The following is a 17,512-nucleotide window of genomic DNA, read 5'->3' on the forward strand; positions in this document are numbered from 1 at the left end:
GCCATGCTACGCTGGCTGCCTGTCCACCTTCGGGAAAACTGCAATGGGCCTGCCTTCGATCCACCTCGCACGCATATCGCGACACCTCCTGCTGTCCCTTGCCGTTCTCGTCCCAAGCATGGCCTTCGCCGAGCCAAGCGCGATCTACCTCGTCCGCCACGGCGAAAAAGCCAGCCTTGGCCAGGACCCCGCCCTCACTCCGCAAGGCCAGCTACGCGCGCAAAACATCGCCGCCATCCTGCACCGCAGCGGCATCCAGGCCATCTTCAGCACCCCGACCACGCGCACGCTGCAGACCGCGCAACCGCTGGCGCAGCGGCTCGGGCTGAAGGTCGAGCGCTATGACCCGGCCAAGCCACAGGCGCTGGTCGACAAGGTCAAGGCGCTGCACGGCGCCGTGCTGGTCGTCGGGCACTCGAACACCTTGCCGGAACTGGTGCGGCTGTTCGGCGGCGAGCCGGGCGCCGACATCGCCGACGACGAATACGACCGCCTCTACCAGCTGGCGCCCGGTCCCGGCGGCGCGCCCAGGACAGTCTTGATGAGCTCGCTACCGGCGCCCGGCAACACGCCTTGACGAACCGGTGCGGCATTCTGACAACAGCTTCTGTCTTATAATTTCCACAACCAAACATTGTCGCAAAATTGTATCGACCAAAGATCGAATGCCCGATAGCATCAGTATTTCTGTGCGAACAATATCGGGAGATTCACCGTGGACCTGTCGCAGGCGCGTTTCGACTGCATCGTCAATCTCATCTACGACACATTGGACGACCGCGCTGCCTGGCGCTGCATGCTCGACAGCGTGCATGAAGCGATTGGTGGCCGCGCCGTCCACATGCTCGGCTTCGACGGCGAGCGCGGCGCGCTGTCGTACAGCGACGGCGCCGCCATGGCGCCGCAGATCGACCTCGAATACATCCAGAAGTACCAGTTCATCGACCCGCGCGTGGGCTTGCTGCGACAGCAATCCACCAGCGGCTGGCTGCACTGCCATGAGCATTTCGACGACGGTTTCGCCGCCGACCATCCCTTCTACCAGGAATTCCTGATCCCGCACGGGGCGCGCTATGTCTCGGCCTGCAAGCTGGTCGAGTCGCCCGAGGCGACCGTGATCCTGTCCTGCCTGCGCAGCAGCGACGAGGGCCCGCTGCCGCTCGAAGTAGTGGCCTTCCTCGACCGCCTGCGGCCGCATATGGAGCGTGCGGTGCGCCTTGGCCTGGCGCAGTTCGTGTACTCGACCCAGGCGCTGGTGGGCCATGCCCTGGTCGACAAGCTGCGCCAGCCGGTGATGCTCGTGACCGCGCATGGCGACGTGGTGCTGGCCAACGAGGCCGCGCGTGGCCTGCTCGCCGCCACCGGCCTGGTGCAGGTGGCCGATGGCAAGCTGGTACTTCCCCAGCGCTATCGCACCTCCTTCCTGATGCAGTGCGGCGAGCTGGAAACCCAGGTGCGCCACGCCATCGCCCAGGGCATCCCCGACAACAAGGAGTCGCGCGCGCTGCACATGCGCAGCGAAGCGGGCGCCGCACCCGATACGCTGTATGCCTTCTTTACCATGCTGACGCCGGAGAACACGCTCGGCAGCTTCGGCCTGCGTCCGCTGGTGATGCTGTTCTTCTACCACCCGACCTCGGCCCAGGAAATCGATTCGGCCCTGCTCACCGCCGCCTTCGGCCTGTCGCACGCCGAATGCCGGATCGCCTCGATGCTGGCCGACGGCATGCCGCTCAAGACCATCGCCGACCTGCTCGGCGTGCAGTACGACACGGTGCGCAAGCAGCTGCTGTCGATCTACCAGAAAACCGCGACCAACCGCCAACCCGAGCTGGTGCGGCTGTTGATGAACCTGCCGGCGTCGGCGGTGCAGCGCGCTCTCGCGACCGCCGATGGCGGCGGCAAGCGGCTCGAAGGCTCGGCAAGCGGAGGACCCGCATGAGCGGCGCCATCTTCGTCAGCATCGCCTCCTACCTCGACCCGATGCTGTTCTTCACCCTCAACGACGCCTTCGCCAAGGCCGCCCGTCCCGACCTGGTGCGCGTCGGTGTCGTCGACCAGCACCTCGAGGACCAGCGCGCCGCGATCGAAGCCCTGCCGCAGGCGCGCCAGATACGCTACGTCCACCTGCATCCGCAAGACACGCTCGGCGTGTGCTGGGCGCGCAGCATCGGTTTCTCGCTGTACGACGGCGAAGAGTTCGTGCTGCAGGTCGATTCGCACACGCTGTTCGAGCCGGGCTGGGACGAGCAGCTGCGCGCGCTGCACCGGCAACTGCTGGCGCGCTCCGCCAGGCCGGTAATCAGTACCTATCCCTACCGCTTCGACATGGTCGACGGCGAGCCGCAGTACACGCCGAGCGCCGGCCATACGGCGCTGGTGCTGCGTCCACATCCCGAAAAGGCGCTGGCGCCGGACGACGCCGTGCTGCGCTTCATGGCGCGCCACCTGTTCACCAGCGAGCCGGTGATGGGCTGCCACGTCTCGGCCGGCTTCCTGTTCGCGGCCGGCGCCTTCATCGAGGAAGTGCCCTACGATCCCTGGCTGTACTTCCATGGCGAGGAACAGAGCCTGGCGGTACGCGCCTTCACCCGCGGCTGGGACATCTATCACCCCCTCACCACGCCGGTCTACCACCTGTACAAGACCGAGGGCACGCCCTACGCCACCCACCACTGGCATGGCGAGACCGAGGCCCGGCGCGCGTTCGGCTCGGCCTACCTCACCGAGCGCGCGAAACAGCGCCTGAACCGCCTGTTGATGGGCGACGGCCTGCCCGGCGCCTATGGCCTGGGCAGCGCGCGCACGCTGGCCCAGTATGCGGAGCTGAGCGGGATCGACTACGCCAGGTGCACCATCGACGATCCCTTCGACGGCAAGCTGTGTTGAAGCCTGCCGTCGTCGCTGCCCGGCTCAGTCCTGCGGCAGGCCGACCAGTTCGACCGGCGCCAGGCCGCTGAGATCGGCGCCGGCATCGACCAGGACTTCTGTGGTCGCCAGCGCCGTGCCATCGTCGCCGTCGTCGAAGATCCAGTCGATGTAGACCGAGGTGGGCAGCGTGTCGCCGTCATACTGGTAGCCGATGCCATGCATGGCGCGGTTGACCAGGCCCTGGGTCGCTTCATCGTTGAATTCCAGCGTCAGCACGCCGTCTTCCTGGCTGGCGCTGCCGATCGCGATGCCGCCGACCGTCAGCAGGCCGCCCGCGAAGCTGACTTCGCCCAGCGCCGAGAACACGTCTTCGGGCGCCGCGCCTTCCTGGCGTACCAGCGTCAGCGACGCGCCGCCGTAGTCGCCGCGCGCATGCAGCTCGGCGTCGTAAATGGCCGCATTCGCGTCCAGCGCCACCGCATTGCCCCCGCCGAAGCGCACGCTGCCCTCGATCGACGATGTCGGCTCCGGGTTGAAATCGGCGTCGAGCGTGCCGTCGGCATTCACGCGCGCCAGCAGCGGCTGGACGTTATCGAGGGCGATGTCGGTGGTGGTGGTGCCGAACACCACGAACTGGCCGTCGACCAGGGCCAGCCCGCCCGGATCCCGGCCCACACCCAGGCCATGGCCCGGAATCACCGTGATGCCGTCGTCGCCAAAGCCCGTGTCGAGCCGGCCGTCCCCGTGGTAGCGCACCAGCATCAATTCGCCCCCCAGGCCCATGCTGCTCGAGGTCGCGCCGATGGTGCCGAGGGTGACGATCTTGCCGTCGGGCTGGACTACCATGTGGGCGAACACATCGTGGCCGTCGGTCAGGTGGGCCCGCACCACGCCGCCGGCGCCGAAGGCGGCATCGAGGCTGCCGTCGGGATGCAGGCGCATCAGGAAGCCATCGACATCGTTGGCCGGCGAGCGCATGGTGCCGGCCACGAGGATCTTCCCGTCCGGGAGCACGTGGACCGCGCGCGCATTGTCGGTGCCGGCGCCGAGCGGCTGGACCAGCATGCCCTCATCGGCGAAACCGGTATCGAGGTCGCCGTCCGCATCGAAGCGCACCACCAGGACGTCCGGACTGGCGCCGATGCCGGCGCTGATGAAACCGGCCATCAGCAGCTTGCCGTTGGCCTGCAGCGCCATGTGGCTCAAGGACACCGCCCCGCCAGGCGGAGCGAAGACCAGCTTGCCGCTGTCGCCGAAGCTGGTATCGAGCGCCCCGTCTTCATCGAGACGGATCGCCACCACTTGTCCGCCCCCGGTGTTGACGCTGCCTGGCCCGGCGACGATCACCTTGCCGTCGGGCTGCAGCAGCATCTCGATCGGCAGGTCGGACCCGGGAGCGACGTCCACCACCACCGAACCGCCATCGCCGAATCCGGTGTCCGGGCTGCCATCCGCGTTCAGGCGCATGATGCGGAAGTCGAACACGGCGCCCGGCGTCGATACCGCCAGCATGATCTTCCCGTTTGGCAGCTCGAGCGGCGCCGGGTTCAGGTTGATGCCGTCCGTATCGAGCACGACGCGGCCATTGCCGTCGCCAAAACCGGTGTCGATGCTGCCGTCGGCATTGTGGCGCGCCAGGATCACCTCGAAGCTGTCGTCATCGTGCACCAGGCCGCGCACCGACAGCAGCTTGCCGCTGGCGGCTGCGCTTCCGGCCAGTTGCCAGTAACTGATGCCGACATTGTCGACCGCGACCCCGGCCGGCACGCCGGCGAAGCTCGGGGCCGTGTTGGCCGGTTCCGGTTCCGGCTCTTGCTCGACCACGATCCGCACCTCGGTCACGGCACTGGCCTGCGCTTCGCCATCGCTGAAGGTCCAGGCGATCGGCACCGAGGCCGGCGGCGTGGCGCTGGCGTTGGCATAGGCGATGCCGTGCATGGCGCGGTTGACCAGGCCTTGAGTGGCCGCTTCGTCAAACACCAGCGTCAGGGCGCCGCCGGCCTGGGTGACGCTGCCGATGGCGATGCCGTCGACGAGCAGCACGCCGTTCGCGAAGCTCACTTCCCCGAGCGCGCTAAAGCGGTCATTGCTGGAGGCCCCGCCCTGGCGCGCCAGGGTCAGGCTGGCGCCGTCGTAATGGCCGCGCGCGGCCATGTCGGCGTCGAAGATGGCGGCGTCGGCATCGAGCACTGTCGGCGTCACGCCATCGACCGTCACGCTGCCGCCCACCGAGGATACGGGGTTCGCATTGAAGCTGGCATCCAGGCGGCCGTCGGCATCGATGCGCGCCAGCACGGTGCTGACGTTGCCGGTGCCGGGGTCGTCCAGGGTATTGCCGAACACGATGATCTGGCCGTCGACGATCTCCATGGCGCCCGGATCGACGCCGGTGCCGATGCCCTGGGTCGGGATGTGCACGACGCCGTTATTGCCGAAGGCCGTGTCCAGGCGGCCGTCGGCGTGGTAGCGCGCCACCATCAGCTCGGCGCCGGTGCTGGTCGTGAGGCCGCCGTTCATGCTGCCGAACACCACGATCTTGCCGTCCTCTTGCACCGCCATCTGCGAGAACAGGTCATGGCCGCCAGTGAGGCGCGCGATCGCGACGCCGCCCGTGCCGAAGCTGGCGTCGAGCGAGCCGTCGGCGTTCAGGCGCACCAGCGCGCTGTCGACGTCGTTGTTCGAGGAGCGGGTGGTGCCGGCGACCAGGATCTTGCCGTCTTCCAGCGCCACCACCGCGCGCGCATTGTCGGTGCCGGGACCGACCGGCAACACCACCGAACCGCCAGTGCCGAAGCTCGTGTCCGGACGGCCGTCGACGCCAACCCGGGCGATGGCGAAATCGAGTCCGGTGCCGCTGCCCTGGGCCAGGCCGACCATCAGGAACTTGCCGTCCTGCTGCAGCGTCGCGTGGCTGACGGATGCGGCCTGGCCGGGGCGCGGGCTGAACTGCAGCGTGCCGCCATCGTTGAAGCTGGTGTCGAGGCTACCGTCGGGCAGCAGGCGCACGACGCCGAAGCCCATGCCGTTATTGATCATATCGATCGCGGCGACCACGATGCGCCCGTCCGGCATCAACAGGATGTCGGTCGGCAGGTCGCTGTTCGGGCCGATCGAGACCACCACCGAACCGTCGTCGCCGAAGTCCGTGTCCAGGTGGCCGTCCGCGTTCAGGCGCAGCACGCGCACGTCGAAGTTGGCGCCGGCCGTGGCCAGCGCCACCAGGATTTTTCCGTCCGGCTGCTGGACCGGATTGGTGTTGGCGACGACCTGGCCCGGCAAGGCTATGCGGCCGCCATCGCCGAAGCCGGGGTCCAGGCGGCCGTCGGCGAGATTGCGCACCAGCGCCACTTCGTAGCCGCCATCCTCGAACAGGATGGTGCGCAGCGACAGCAGCTTGCCGTCGGCCAGCACGGTACCGCCCACCAGTACCTGGTCGACGCCGGTGCGGTCGATCGCCACCCCGGCCGGCGCGCCGGCGAAGGTCGGCGCGGAATTCGGCTCAGGCTCAGGCTCCGGCGCAGGCAGGTCGTCGAGGTCAATCCAGCGCCCGCTGCCGGGCGCCGTGACCAGCACCGACTCGATATTGCGCAGGTAATCCTTCTGGCTGCCTTCGCCGTAGGTCACCATCCAGTCGTAGTCCGGATCGTCCGACGCCAGCACCCGGACCGCAGCCATGGCTTCGGCCGAAGCGACGGCGATCTCGAACACATCCCGGCCTTCGCCATTGGCGCCACCATCGATGCGGCTGTTGCCGGCGCCGTTGCGGATGGTGTCGGCCTGGCCGCTGCCGGTGATGACGTCGTCGCCGGCGCCGCCGTCGATCCAGACACCCTGGCCGGTCTCGCGCATGCGCTCGGCAAGGGCGTCCGACACCAGGTCGTCGGCGCGGATGGTGTCGGCGCCGGGCGAGCCGTCGATCCAGGCCAGGTGCGGCAAGTCGGGCAGGTCGGGCTGGTCCAGGTCGACTTCATTGATGCTGACCTCGAGCGCGATCTCGCGCCGCACGACGCCAGTGGCGGCATCGCCGTGAAACTGGATCGCGACGCGTTCGATATTGCGGACATAGTCGGTATCGCCGCCGGCCACCACCTTGTGCGTATAGCCGTCGGCGAAGGCCGCGCCATCGGCGCCATCGGCGCCGGCGGCCAGCAATTCCACCCGCACCGCGGCCAACTGCTCGCGCGTGGCGACCCGCACGAGCAGGAAATCGTGCCCGGCGCCGCCGTCGACGTGTTCGGCGCCGCTGCCGGCGACGATGGCGTCGTCCCAGACGGAGCCGACCACCGTGTCGCTGCCGGCGCCCATGTCGATGTAGGCGCCGCGTCCGTACTGTTCCATCAGGGCCAGCGTGGCGGCCGGGATGTCGGTCCCGGCGTCGAACGTCTCGGGCCACTGCGAGCCGGCGACCCAGGCGAAGTGCCTCGCCGCCGCCAGGTTGGCCTGCGGGTCGATCGTGCGCACCTCCGGCGCCAGCAGGAAGGTGCGCACGAAGGCATTGCCGGCGTCGGAACGGAACACGTTCACCTGCTCGACGTTCTTCAGGTAGTCGGTCTGGTCGCCGTTGGCGACCTTGAAGCGGTAGCCGGCTGCATGCGCATCGCCGTCGGCGCCGTCGGCGCTGGCGTCCAGCGCCGTGACCCGCAACGCGGCCTCGGCCTCGGCGGAAGCGACGAACACATTGAGCACGTCGCGCGCCTGGCTGCCATCGGGCGCCGTACCCAGGTTGGCGCCGCCGTCGATGCGGTTGACGCCCGCGCCGGTGCTGAACACATCGCCCCAGTCGGAGCCGGTAGCGGTGTCGCCGCCGCCGCCGAGCGCGACCGAGATGCCGCGCCCGTACTGCGCCATGCGCGACTGGGTGGCGGCCGAGATGTCGGCCGGATCGAATTCCTCGGCGGCCGCAGTGCCGTTGGCGATCGCGAAGACATGCTGGGAAGCGAGGTCGGGTCCCCAGGCGGCCTTGGTGGGGTCGAGCGGGTCGACCGGGATTTCGCTGAGGGTGACGGTATTGGTGGTGGTCATGGTCTATCCTTGCTGCGTCGGTATCGATGTCAGGTGCCCGGGAACACAGGCGGCGGCAGGGTCGGCGCCGGCGTCGGCGCGGGTGTCGGCGCCAGCGTCGGTGCGGGTGTCGGCGCGGCGGTCGGCGCCTGCGTGGGGGCTGCCGTCGGCGCCGGCGTTGGTGCGGGTGTCGGTGCCGGGGTCGGTGCCGGGGTCGGTGCTGGCGTCGGCGCCGGGGTCGGCGCCGGGGTCGGTGCGGGTGTCGGCGCAGGTGTCGGTGCGGGCGTCGGTGCGGGCGTCGGCGCCGGCGTCGGTGCTGGCGTCGGTGCAGGCGTCGGTGCAGGCGTCGGCGCCGGGGTCGGCGCAGGCGTGGGTGCAGGCGTCGGTGGCGCGCCCGACAGCGTTTGCAGCGCGACCAGCACGCCGGCCAGGGCCGGCGCGGGCTGGGCGGATGCCGGCGGCACGGTGTCCAGCACGACGGCGGCATCCACCAGCGCCAGCAGCGCCGGCGCCAGGCCGGCCGCGCGCGCGACCGCCGCCAGGCGCATTGGCTCCCCGCCCATCGTGGCGGCGGCATGTTCGGCGCGATACTGGACCTGGTCGACCAGGCGGATCACCGGATCGACGTGCTGCGCCAGCGCCGCCTGCAGCGCCGCGCCGGCGGCATCGGGTGCGGCCTGCATCACGGCGCCGACCGCGATGGCCAGGCTGGCTTCGGCCAGCCGCGCGACGTCGGCCGCGAGCGGCGCCGCATTGCGCACTTCGGCGCGCCGGTTCAGCAACCGGTCGTGACGCTCGACGGCGCCCTGGACCAGCGCGGCGACGCCCACCGGCCCCGCGTCCTGGGCGGCACCCAGGCGCGCCACCTCGGCGGCCACCGCCTGCGCCACCCGGCCGTAGGCGGCCACCGGGCTGGCATCGAGCCCCTGCTCGGCGCGCGCCAGCACTTCCATCGCCATCTGCAGCGCCACCATCTTCTGCACCAGCATCGGCTCGCGCGTCGCCAGCGTCAGCGGATCGCTGTCGAGCGCCAGCGCCGACGACAGCCCGAACACGCGCGCCGCCGCCTGGCGCGCCTGCGCCTGCGAGGTCGCGGCGCCAGACGCCAGCATCGCTTCGACGATCGTGGTCAAGGGCGTCACGACGACCGACGGCTTGCTGGCCGCATCCTCGATGATGGCGCCCAGTGCATAGCCGAACGGCAGGCCGGTGGAGCTGTCGGTGCCGCCCGTCACGCGCAGGCGCAGGCCGTTGAGCTGGGCGGCGCTCAGTGCCGCGGTGAGACTGTATTTACCTTCGGCGTCGGTCTGGGCCGACGGTTCGCCCGCATCGCGCACGCCGTTGTTGTTCTGGTCCAGCCAGATGCTGGCGCCGCCCAGGTAACCGTCGACCACGACCCCGGTCAATGTAGCGCTGGGCGGCGGTGGCGGCGGTGGCACGACCGGGCCCGGCGCAGGTGGAGCGGGATCGCTGCCGCCGCCACCGCATCCGCCCAGGGCAAGGGCAAGGGTCAGGGCCAGCGTGGAACGTTGGGGCGAAGGGGGTTTGTACATGGTTAGTCTCGGTGAACGCGATGCCAGCGAGACTAAGTGATTTCGTTTTCGACAACCATTCCCCAATTGGGGAACGGTTGCGAAGGAAGGGCGTCAATTGGATGTGCGAGCGGCTTGGGTCCCCGCCTTCGCGGGGACGACGATGCTGCTGCTGGAGGTAACGGTTACGGCGCAGTATTCGCGCGCAGCACCGGATACAGGTTCAGGCGCTCGTCATACGAGGTGTGACGCTTGGCGAAGAATTCCAGGCGCGCCTGCGGGTTCTTGGCGAACGCCGGATCGCTGTCGAGACGTTCCCGGAACGCCTTCGCCACCGCCGGGTCGGCCGCCATCTGCTCGCGCGCCACGTCTTCGGCCACATAGTCTTCCATGTATTCCTTGCGCTCGAAGGCGGTATTGAAGGCGCCCCAGGCCAGCAGCGAATCGGCGGCCTGCGGCTCCAGCATCGCCACCACCAGGCGCGCCTTCGCCTGCGCGATCGGCACGAACAGCGAACCTGGCGCTACCGCGCGCGTCTCCGGCGTCCACTTGCCTTCCACCGTCAGGCGCTGGTGGCCTTCGACCGAGCCGGCGGCAAGAGTCGCCTTGTCGGCCCGGAAGGTCTCGGCGTCGAAGCGCTCGACGGCCTTGTCCAGCTTGCGGAATGCGATGCCGTGCTGGTGCAGCTTCTCGCCCACGATCGCGGCGTAGGCGGCCGGGATCACGTAGCCGGCGCGCGGCGCGGTGACATGGACGTCGGCCACGATGTCCTGCCACAGCGGCACGCGCCACACCTGCGGCTTGGTCTCGTCGTAGCGCGTCATCAGGGCGCCCGACACTTCCGACGGCGTGCGCGTGTATTCGTAGCCGTTGAAGTCGACCATCTCCTTCTTGTCGCTCGCCTTATACGACAGCGCCACCGGCTGGTTGCCCAGCTTGGCCGCGCGCGCGTCGGCGGCATAGGCCGCCTGCTGCCACCCCTTGCCGTTCTTTGCGACCTGGTCCAGCACCGACACCACGGTGTTGCGGGTGATGCGCACGCGCACCGGGTATTCCTTCCACGAGTGGGTTTCCACCAGCATCGCCATGCGGTTGCGCAGCTGGAAGTAGCCGGTCGAGAAGCGCGGGTCCGAAACGCCGTCCATGAAGCCCGACATCGGGTCGTCATGCTTCACGAACGACATGTAGTAGGACTGCGGCGTCGAGCCCTCTTTCGCGATGTCCTTGATCACGTTGCTGCGCAGGGCCAGGCCGGCCTTGCGGAATTCCGGGTCGCCCGAGTACACCGGCTCGACCTGGATCGAGATATCGTGCTGGAACTTGGCGCCGTTGGTCGCGTGCAGGTCGACGTAGACCAGCGGATCCCAGGCGTTCACCAGAGCCAGCATGGCCTGCATCTCGGGCGCGTCGGCCTTCAGGTAGTCGCGGTTCAGGTTGTAGTTCTGGGCGGTGGTGCGCCAGCCCATCTCGACCGGGCCGCGCTGGTTCGGGCGGTTCCACTTGCCGAAGCGCTCGTGGCCGTCGACGTTGAACACCGGGACGAAGATCAGCACCTGCCTGTCCAGCGCGCCCTTGGCCGCGCGGCCTTCGAGCGCTTCGCGCAACGCCAGGAAGCCGGCGTCCTTGCCGTCGATCTCGCCGGCATGGATGCCGCCCTGGACCAGGGTCACGGGCAGGCCCTGCTTCTTCGCTGCCTCTGGCGTGAACACGCCGCCGTTGTTGACGACCAGCGCCTTCATCGGCCGGCCTTCTGGCGTGATGCCGAAGTCGATGCACTGGACCTGCTTCGGATACGCCTGCTGGAATGCGGCGCACAGCGCGATCGTCTCGTCGTAGCGGCCGGTGGCGGTGAAGCCCGAGCGTTCCGACACGGTGGTCAGGTTGGGGGCGGCGTGGGCGAATTGGCTGAGGGGGAAGGCCGACAACAGGGCCAGCAGTAACGCAGAACGGATCATCGAAAAGCTCCGGCAAGGGCGAGGAAGGAAGCCGGAGATTATAGACGTGTTCTAGATGCAACAGTTGGGTGGGCGGCATTGCCGTCCACCCAACCGCCGCCAGGGCATTGGATCAGCGGGCTGGCGGCGCCCCCGGCGTGGTGTGGATCGAGATCTCCTCGACTTCGGGACGCACGATGCGCATCTGCACCTGGCGCGCCCGGGCCGTGGTCGATGCCGGGCAGGCGCCGCTGGCGCGGTAGGCCAGGGCTGTGGCCAGCAAGCCTTCGTTCTGGTCGCCCACGGGCCGCGACAGGTCGTCGCTCACGCGGCAGGTCGGCGCGAAGCCGTCGGTGAAGTCGCCGAAGCCCTTGTGGTTCACGCCCTGGAACTCGATCGAGAAATAGGTCGTGCCGCAGTTTGGCACCGGCGTGAAGCCATACGGCTTGCCGCAGGTGGTGCCGCCGATCTGGATCACTTCGATGTCGGCGCCGCGCAGGCCGTTGATCACCGATTCGCTGGCCGAGCAGGTGCCCTCGGTCGTGAGCACGGTCACGCGCTTGAGGCCCAGGGTAGGCAGCGGCGTGCCGGTGCGCAGCGGGTTGTTCGAAGCGAAGCCCCAGGCGGTCGGACGGAACATGATCGGCTGGTAGGGCGGTGTCTTGTCGTTGTAGCGCGATTGCTCGAACACCTTGCCGCTGGTGGATTCGGGGCCGGCGATCATGTAGGCCAGCTGGCTGGCGAGGTACAGCAGGCCGCCGCCGTTGTAGCGCACGTCGAGCACCAGGTCGTTGACGCCGGCCTGCTTGAAGGTGGTGAAGGCGTCGTACAGCTGTTTTTCGGACAGCGCATTGAAGCTGTCGTAAGTCAGGTAGCCGACCTTGCCGCTGGCGGTCTCGATCACCTTGACGTTCTTGACGGGCGCCTCGACGACTTCGGCCGCGACCAGCGTCGCATCGTAGGCCACGCCGTTGCGCCGCAGCGTGAACGCGTGGCGGGCACCGGCCGACTCGGGGAACAGGCCGGCATTGATGCGGTCGACCGAGGCTTCGTCTGAGGCGTTGACGAAGTCGACGCCATCGACCGTGAGCAGCATGTCGCCGCGCAGCAGGCCGCTGGCGGCCGCCGGCGAACCCGGTTCGACCGCCGTGACCAGCCAGGTGCGCGGCGCGCCCTCGTTGGTGCTGCGCGACCAGGTAATGCCATAGCCCAGGTCGATGCCCTGGGTCTGCATCGCATCCCACTCGGCGGTCGCGTAGGTGAAGTGATAGCGGTCTTTCGGCTGCCCGTTGGCCGTCAGGGCCGGCGTCTTGAGCACGTCGAAGTAATCGAGCGCGCTGGTGAAGTCGGCCATCTTGTAGGTGTTCGGGACCTCGTTGTACCAGAGGTAGTACTGGTTGGTCCAGGCGCGCAGGAACTTGAGTTCGTCGAGCAGCGTGCCCTGGACATCCGGGTAGGCCTTGCCGCTCGCATCCCGGCCCGTGCGCGGGACCGCGCACTTGTTCCAGTAGGTGCCGTAGGCGTCGCCCAGCAGGTTCGGGTTCAGGTCTTCCGGGGTCGGCTGGTTGGCGACGGGCGGCGGCGGATTGGTCGGCGTAGTCGGCGTCGTCGGTGGCGGATTCTGCGCCGATGGCGAACTGGTCACACCCGGCGAGCCGCCGCCGCCGCCGCAACCGGCGAGGACGAACAGCGCGGCGAGCGAGCTGGAAATCAAACGCAATGGGAGGGTCGTGCGGGGGGAAATTGGCGAGCTCATGCGCCGATTATAGACCCCGGAATCGGGGCCGAATACATCGAACTGTAACGATTGACGCTAGCAGACAACGAGTAATATCAAGAGGTTAAGGGAAAACGAAGGTGCGGTGAACGAGTAGATGGAAAAGCCGTCCACGCGTTCACCGCAAGCACAAGGTTCAAGCGGCGCGCGGCGTCACGCCAGGTGCATGAAACTCCGCCAACAGCGCCGCTTCCTTCGCCTTGGCCGCGGCCAGGTGGCGTTCCTTCACGTGACCATAGCCACGGATGTCTTCCGGGATGCTGGCGATCGCCACCGCCTGCGCCAGGTTGTCGACGGTCAGCTTCGGCAGCAGGGCCGCCACCGTTTCGCGGTACTGGCCAATCAGCGCACGCTCCATCCTGCGCTCGGCCGTGTAGCCGAACACGTCGAAGGCGGTACCGCGCAGGCGCTTGAACTTCGCCAGCACGCCGAAGGCGCTCATCATCCACGGACCGTACTCGCGCTTGATGGCGCGGCCTTCCTTGTCGTGCTTGGCCAGCAGCGGCGGCGCGAGGTGGAATTTCAGGGTGGTGTCGCCTTCGAACATGGCGCCGATCTTCGCGCGGAAGGCCGGATCGGTATGCAGGCGCGCGACCTCGTACTCGTCCTTGTAGGCCATCAGCTTGTAGAAGTAGCGGGCAACCGCCTCCGACAGCCTGGTTCCCTTGCCGAGCTTCGCTTCCTCGGCACGCACCTGGTCCACGAAGGCCTTGTACTGGCCGGCATAGGCCGCGTCCTGGTAGGCGGTGAGCAGTTCGACGCGGCGCGAGAGAATGTCGTCCAGGGTCTGGATGCGCTTGAACTCGATCACCTTGGCCGGCATGGCGGCCTTGCTCACTGCAGCCAGGTCGTGCGCCGCGCTGCGACCCCAGTTGAAGGCGGCCTGGTTGAAGGCGACCGACACGCCATTCAATTCGATCGCCCTGAGCAGCGAACTCTCCTGCAGCGGCACGCGGCCTTTCTGGAAGGCGTAGCCGAGCATGAACATATTGGTGGCGATCGCATCGCCCAGCAGCGCGGTGGCGATGGCGCCGGCATCGAGGAACTCGACGTTGTCCTTGCCGCACGCCTGCACGATAGCGCCGCGCGAACCCTCGGCCGGGAATTGCCAGTCGGGGTTTTTCACGAAGGCAGCGGTGGTCGACGTGCTGGCATTGACTGCGGCCCAGGTGCGGCCTTCGCCCATGCGGCTCAAGGCGTCGCGGCTGGCGGTGACGATCTGGTCGCAGCCGATCACGAGATCCGCGCTACCGGTGCCGACGCGAGTCGAGTGCAGGTCGGCCTGGCGGTCGGCCAGGCGCACGTGCGACATCACGGGGCCACCCTTCTGGGCCAGGCCGCTCTGGTCGAGCACGATGGCGCCCTTGCCTTCGACGTGGGCCGCCACGGCCAGGATCTGGCCGACGGTCACCACGCCAGTGCCGCCGACGCCGGCCACCAGGATGCCATACGGCGTCTCGATCGACGCAATCGCGGGCAGCGGCAGCGCGGGCGGCGCCGCTTCGGACGCAGCTGCTTTCTTCGGCTTCCTGAGCCCACCGCCTTCGACCGTGACGAAGCTCGGGCAGAAGCCCGACACGCACGAATAATCCTTGTTGCACGAGGATTGGTTGATCTGGCGCTTGCGGCCCAGTTCAGTCTCCAGCGGTTCGACCGACAGGCAGTTCGATTGCACCGAGCAGTCGCCGCAGCCTTCGCACACGGCTTCGTTGATCACGACGCGCTTGGCCGGGTCGGGGAACTCGCCCTTCTTGCGGCGCCGGCGTTTTTCAGAAGCGCAGGTCTGGTCGTAGATCACGGCCGACACGCCCGGCATCTCGCGCAGCTCGCGCTGCACGTCCATCAGCTCGGAACGGTGGCGCACCGTGGTGCCCGCCGCCCAGGCATAGTCGCTCGGGTATTTGTCGGGGTCGTCGGTGACGACGATGATCGGCTTGACGCCCTCGGCCGCGATCTGGCGGCTGATCATGCCCGGGTCGAGCGGGCCGTCGACGTTCTGGCCGCCGGTCATCGCGACCGCGTCGTTGTACAGGATTTTATAGGTGATGTTGACCTTGGCCGCCACCGCGGCGCGGATCGCCAGGATCCCGGAATGGAAGTACGTCCCGTCCCCCAGGTTCACGAACACATGCTTCTCGTCGGTGAACGGCGACTGGCCGATCCAGGTCGTGCCCTCGGCGCCCATATGGGTGAAGGTCGAGGTCTCGCGGTCCATCCACAGCACCATGTAGTGGCAGCCGATGCCGGCCATGGCGCGCGAACCTTCCGGCACCTTGGTCGAGCTGTTGTGCGGGCAGCCCGAGCAGAAGAACGGGATGCGATCCGTCTCCGGGTTCGGCTTGGCCGGGATATTCCTGAGCACCAGCTCCTTCGCCTCCAGGAAAGCGATGCGTTCCTTGACCCTCTCGGCCACCGGGTGGCCGGCGCAGTAGTGCGAGATGCGCGAGGCGATGGCGCGCGCGATCTGCGCCGGATTGAGTTCATAGGTCGCCGGCAGCAGCCAGTCGCCGTGGCCCATGCGGTTGCGGTTGCTCCACTCGCCGGTATCGTCGAACTTGCCGACCACGCGCGGACGCTCGCCGTCCGGCAGGTTGTACAGCTCTTCCTTGAGCGCGTATTCCATCACCTGGCGCTTCTCTTCGACCACCAGGATCTCGTCGAGGCCGCGCGCGAATTCGTGCACGCCTTCGGCCTCGAGCGGCCAGGTCATGCCGACCTTGTACAGGCGCAGGCCGATGTCGCGCGCGGCCTGTTCGTCGATGCCGAGGTCGGCCAGCGCCTGGCGCGTATCGAGGTAGCTCTTGCCGGCGGTGATGATGCCGATCTTCGGCTGCGGGCTGTCCCAGATGATGCGGTTCAGTTTATTCGCGCGGGCATACGCCAGGGCGGCATACCATTTGTGGTTGCTCATCCGCACTTCCTGGTCCAGCACGGCATCCGGCCAGCGGATGTTCAGGCCGTCGGCCGGCAGCTGGAAGTCGGTAGGGGTGACGATCTGCACGCGGTCCGGATCGAGGTCGACCACGGCGCCCGATTCGATGATGTCGGTCACGCACTTCATCGACACCCACAGGCCGGTGTAGCGGCTCATGGCCCAGGCGTGCAGGCCGAAGTCGAGGTATTCCTGGACCGAGGACGGGTACAGCACCGGGATGCCGCAGTGGGTCAGGATGTGGTCGGACTGGTGGGCGGTCGAGGACGACTTGGCCGCGTGATCGTCGCCAGCCAGCACCAGCACGCCGCCATGTTTCGACGAGCCGGCATTGTTGCCATGCTTGAACACGTCGCCGCAGCGGTCGACACCCGGGCCCTTGCCGTACCACATGGCGAACACGCCATCGTACTTGGCATCCTTGTACAGATTGGTCTGCTGCGTGCCCCAGACGGCGGTCGCAGCCAGGTCTTCGTTCATGCCGGGATGGAACTTGACGTGGTGGGCGTCGAGGTGTTTCTTCGCCTTCATCGCGGTCTGGTCGACCGAGGTGACGGGCGAGCCGCGGTAGCCGGTGATGTAGCCGGCGGTATTGAGGCCGGCCTTGACGTCGCGTTCGCGCTGCAGCATCGGCAGGCGGATCAGGGCCTGGGTGCCGGTCATGAAGGCGCGGCCGCGCTCGAGCGTCCACTTGTCGTCGAGCGTGATATCTTGCGGGGAATGTTGCGGCGACGCCAGGTGGGCGCGGTCCGTGGGTGCGTTCATGGTGTCTCCAGGATTCTCGTGTCGGGTACCGCAGCGGCGCATTTCCTGCATCTCGTCTGCTGTCTGGAAGCCAGTATAGACCTGCCCCCCAAGCATTAAATTCCAAACAATTCCCCCATCTAGTTGAATTGCGCAATAAAATTGCCTTACAAAAGTGAATATGGGGTGGGTATGTCGAAGATCGAACTGGATAAAACAGACCGCAAGATCCTGGAAATCCTGCAAAGCGACGGCCGGCTGTCGAACCAGGACGTGGCCGAACGGGTGAACCTGTCGCCCTCGCCCTGCCTGCGCCGCATCAAGCGGCTGGAGGAAGCCGGCGTCATCCGCCAGTACGTGGCCCTGCTCGATCCGGACAAGATCGGGCTCGGGCTGCTGGCGTATGTGAATGTGCGGCTGGAGAAGCACAGTGAAGTCGCCAGCACCTCGCGCCAGCCGGGCTTGCCGGCGACGTCGCCGCGCAACGATTTCGCGGTGTCGGTGGGAAGTTGGCCGGAGGTCGTGGCCTGCTATGCAATGACGGGCGAGATGGATTTCCTGCTGCGCGTGCACGTCGAGGACATGGACCACTTCTCGCGCTTCATGATGGGCACCCTGCTCAAGCATCCGGCGGTGCTGGACGTGAAGTCGAGCTTTGCGCTGCAGCGGATCAAGGAAACGACGGCGATGCCGCTGGTGTGATGGTGTTTGCTCGTTGCGC

At 67.8% G+C, this 17,512-nt stretch carries 9 protein-coding genes; 4 read left to right on the forward strand and 5 right to left on the reverse strand.

The window, feature by feature from the left end; genetic code table 11:
* The first annotated feature begins 118 nt into the window (after positions 1–118).
* The 3 genes from Q9246_RS14215 (at position 119) to Q9246_RS14225 (ending at position 2,889) form a co-directional block, all read left to right on the forward strand.
* Positions 119–577 carry a SixA phosphatase family protein gene (locus Q9246_RS14215; RefSeq protein WP_306391226.1) on the forward strand — a complete coding sequence of 153 codons (459 nt, stop codon included), beginning with the start codon at positions 119–121 and terminating at the stop codon, positions 575–577.
* A gap of 138 nt (positions 578–715) precedes the next feature.
* Positions 716–1,942, forward strand: a complete 1,227-nt coding sequence (locus Q9246_RS14220) for a helix-turn-helix transcriptional regulator (protein WP_306391227.1) — start codon at positions 716–718, stop codon at positions 1,940–1,942.
* Positions 1,939–2,889: a GlcNAc-transferase family protein gene (locus tag Q9246_RS14225; RefSeq protein WP_306391228.1), complete on the forward strand. Its 951-nt coding sequence runs from the start codon at positions 1,939–1,941 to the stop codon at positions 2,887–2,889. The genes Q9246_RS14220 and Q9246_RS14225 overlap by 4 nt, the downstream gene beginning before the upstream one ends.
* Before the next feature lie 24 nt (positions 2,890–2,913).
* Here the strand turns inward: Q9246_RS14225 and Q9246_RS14230 are convergent, their stop codons facing one another.
* The 5 genes from Q9246_RS14230 to Q9246_RS14250 all read right to left on the reverse strand — a co-directional run bounded on the left by Q9246_RS14230 (position 2,914) and on the right by Q9246_RS14250 (position 16,812).
* On the reverse strand, positions 2,914–7,893 hold the full coding sequence (locus tag Q9246_RS14230; RefSeq protein WP_306391229.1) for a hypothetical protein: 4,980 nt from the start codon (positions 7,891–7,893) through the stop codon (positions 2,914–2,916).
* 29 nt (positions 7,894–7,922) lie between these two features.
* A complete protein-coding gene (locus Q9246_RS14235) occupies positions 7,923–9,425 on the reverse strand; it encodes a hypothetical protein (protein ID WP_306391230.1) in 1,503 nt (500 codons plus the stop codon).
* Positions 9,426–9,589: 164 nt separating this feature from the next.
* Positions 9,590–11,359 carry a M14 family metallopeptidase gene (locus Q9246_RS14240; RefSeq protein ID WP_306391231.1) on the reverse strand — a complete coding sequence of 590 codons (1,770 nt, stop codon included), beginning with the start codon at positions 11,357–11,359 and terminating at the stop codon, positions 9,590–9,592.
* Between the two features lie 112 nt (positions 11,360–11,471).
* Positions 11,472–13,058: a S41 family peptidase gene (locus Q9246_RS14245; RefSeq protein WP_306391232.1), complete on the reverse strand. Its 1,587-nt coding sequence runs from the start codon at positions 13,056–13,058 to the stop codon at positions 11,472–11,474.
* A gap of 193 nt (positions 13,059–13,251) precedes the next feature.
* Complete coding sequence (locus tag Q9246_RS14250; protein WP_306391233.1) at positions 13,252–16,812, reverse strand: indolepyruvate ferredoxin oxidoreductase family protein; 3,561 nt, start codon at positions 16,810–16,812, stop codon at positions 13,252–13,254.
* 171 nt (positions 16,813–16,983) lie between these two features.
* Between Q9246_RS14250 and Q9246_RS14255 the strand changes: the two genes are divergently transcribed.
* On the forward strand, positions 16,984–17,493 hold the full coding sequence (locus Q9246_RS14255; protein ID WP_306391234.1) for an Lrp/AsnC family transcriptional regulator: 510 nt from the start codon (positions 16,984–16,986) through the stop codon (positions 17,491–17,493).
* Positions 17,494–17,512: the final 19 nt, after the last annotated feature.

Origin of the sequence: Telluria beijingensis (genome assembly GCF_030770395.1) — a bacterium.
Classification (GTDB): domain Bacteria; phylum Pseudomonadota; class Gammaproteobacteria; order Burkholderiales; family Burkholderiaceae_D; genus Telluria; species Telluria beijingensis.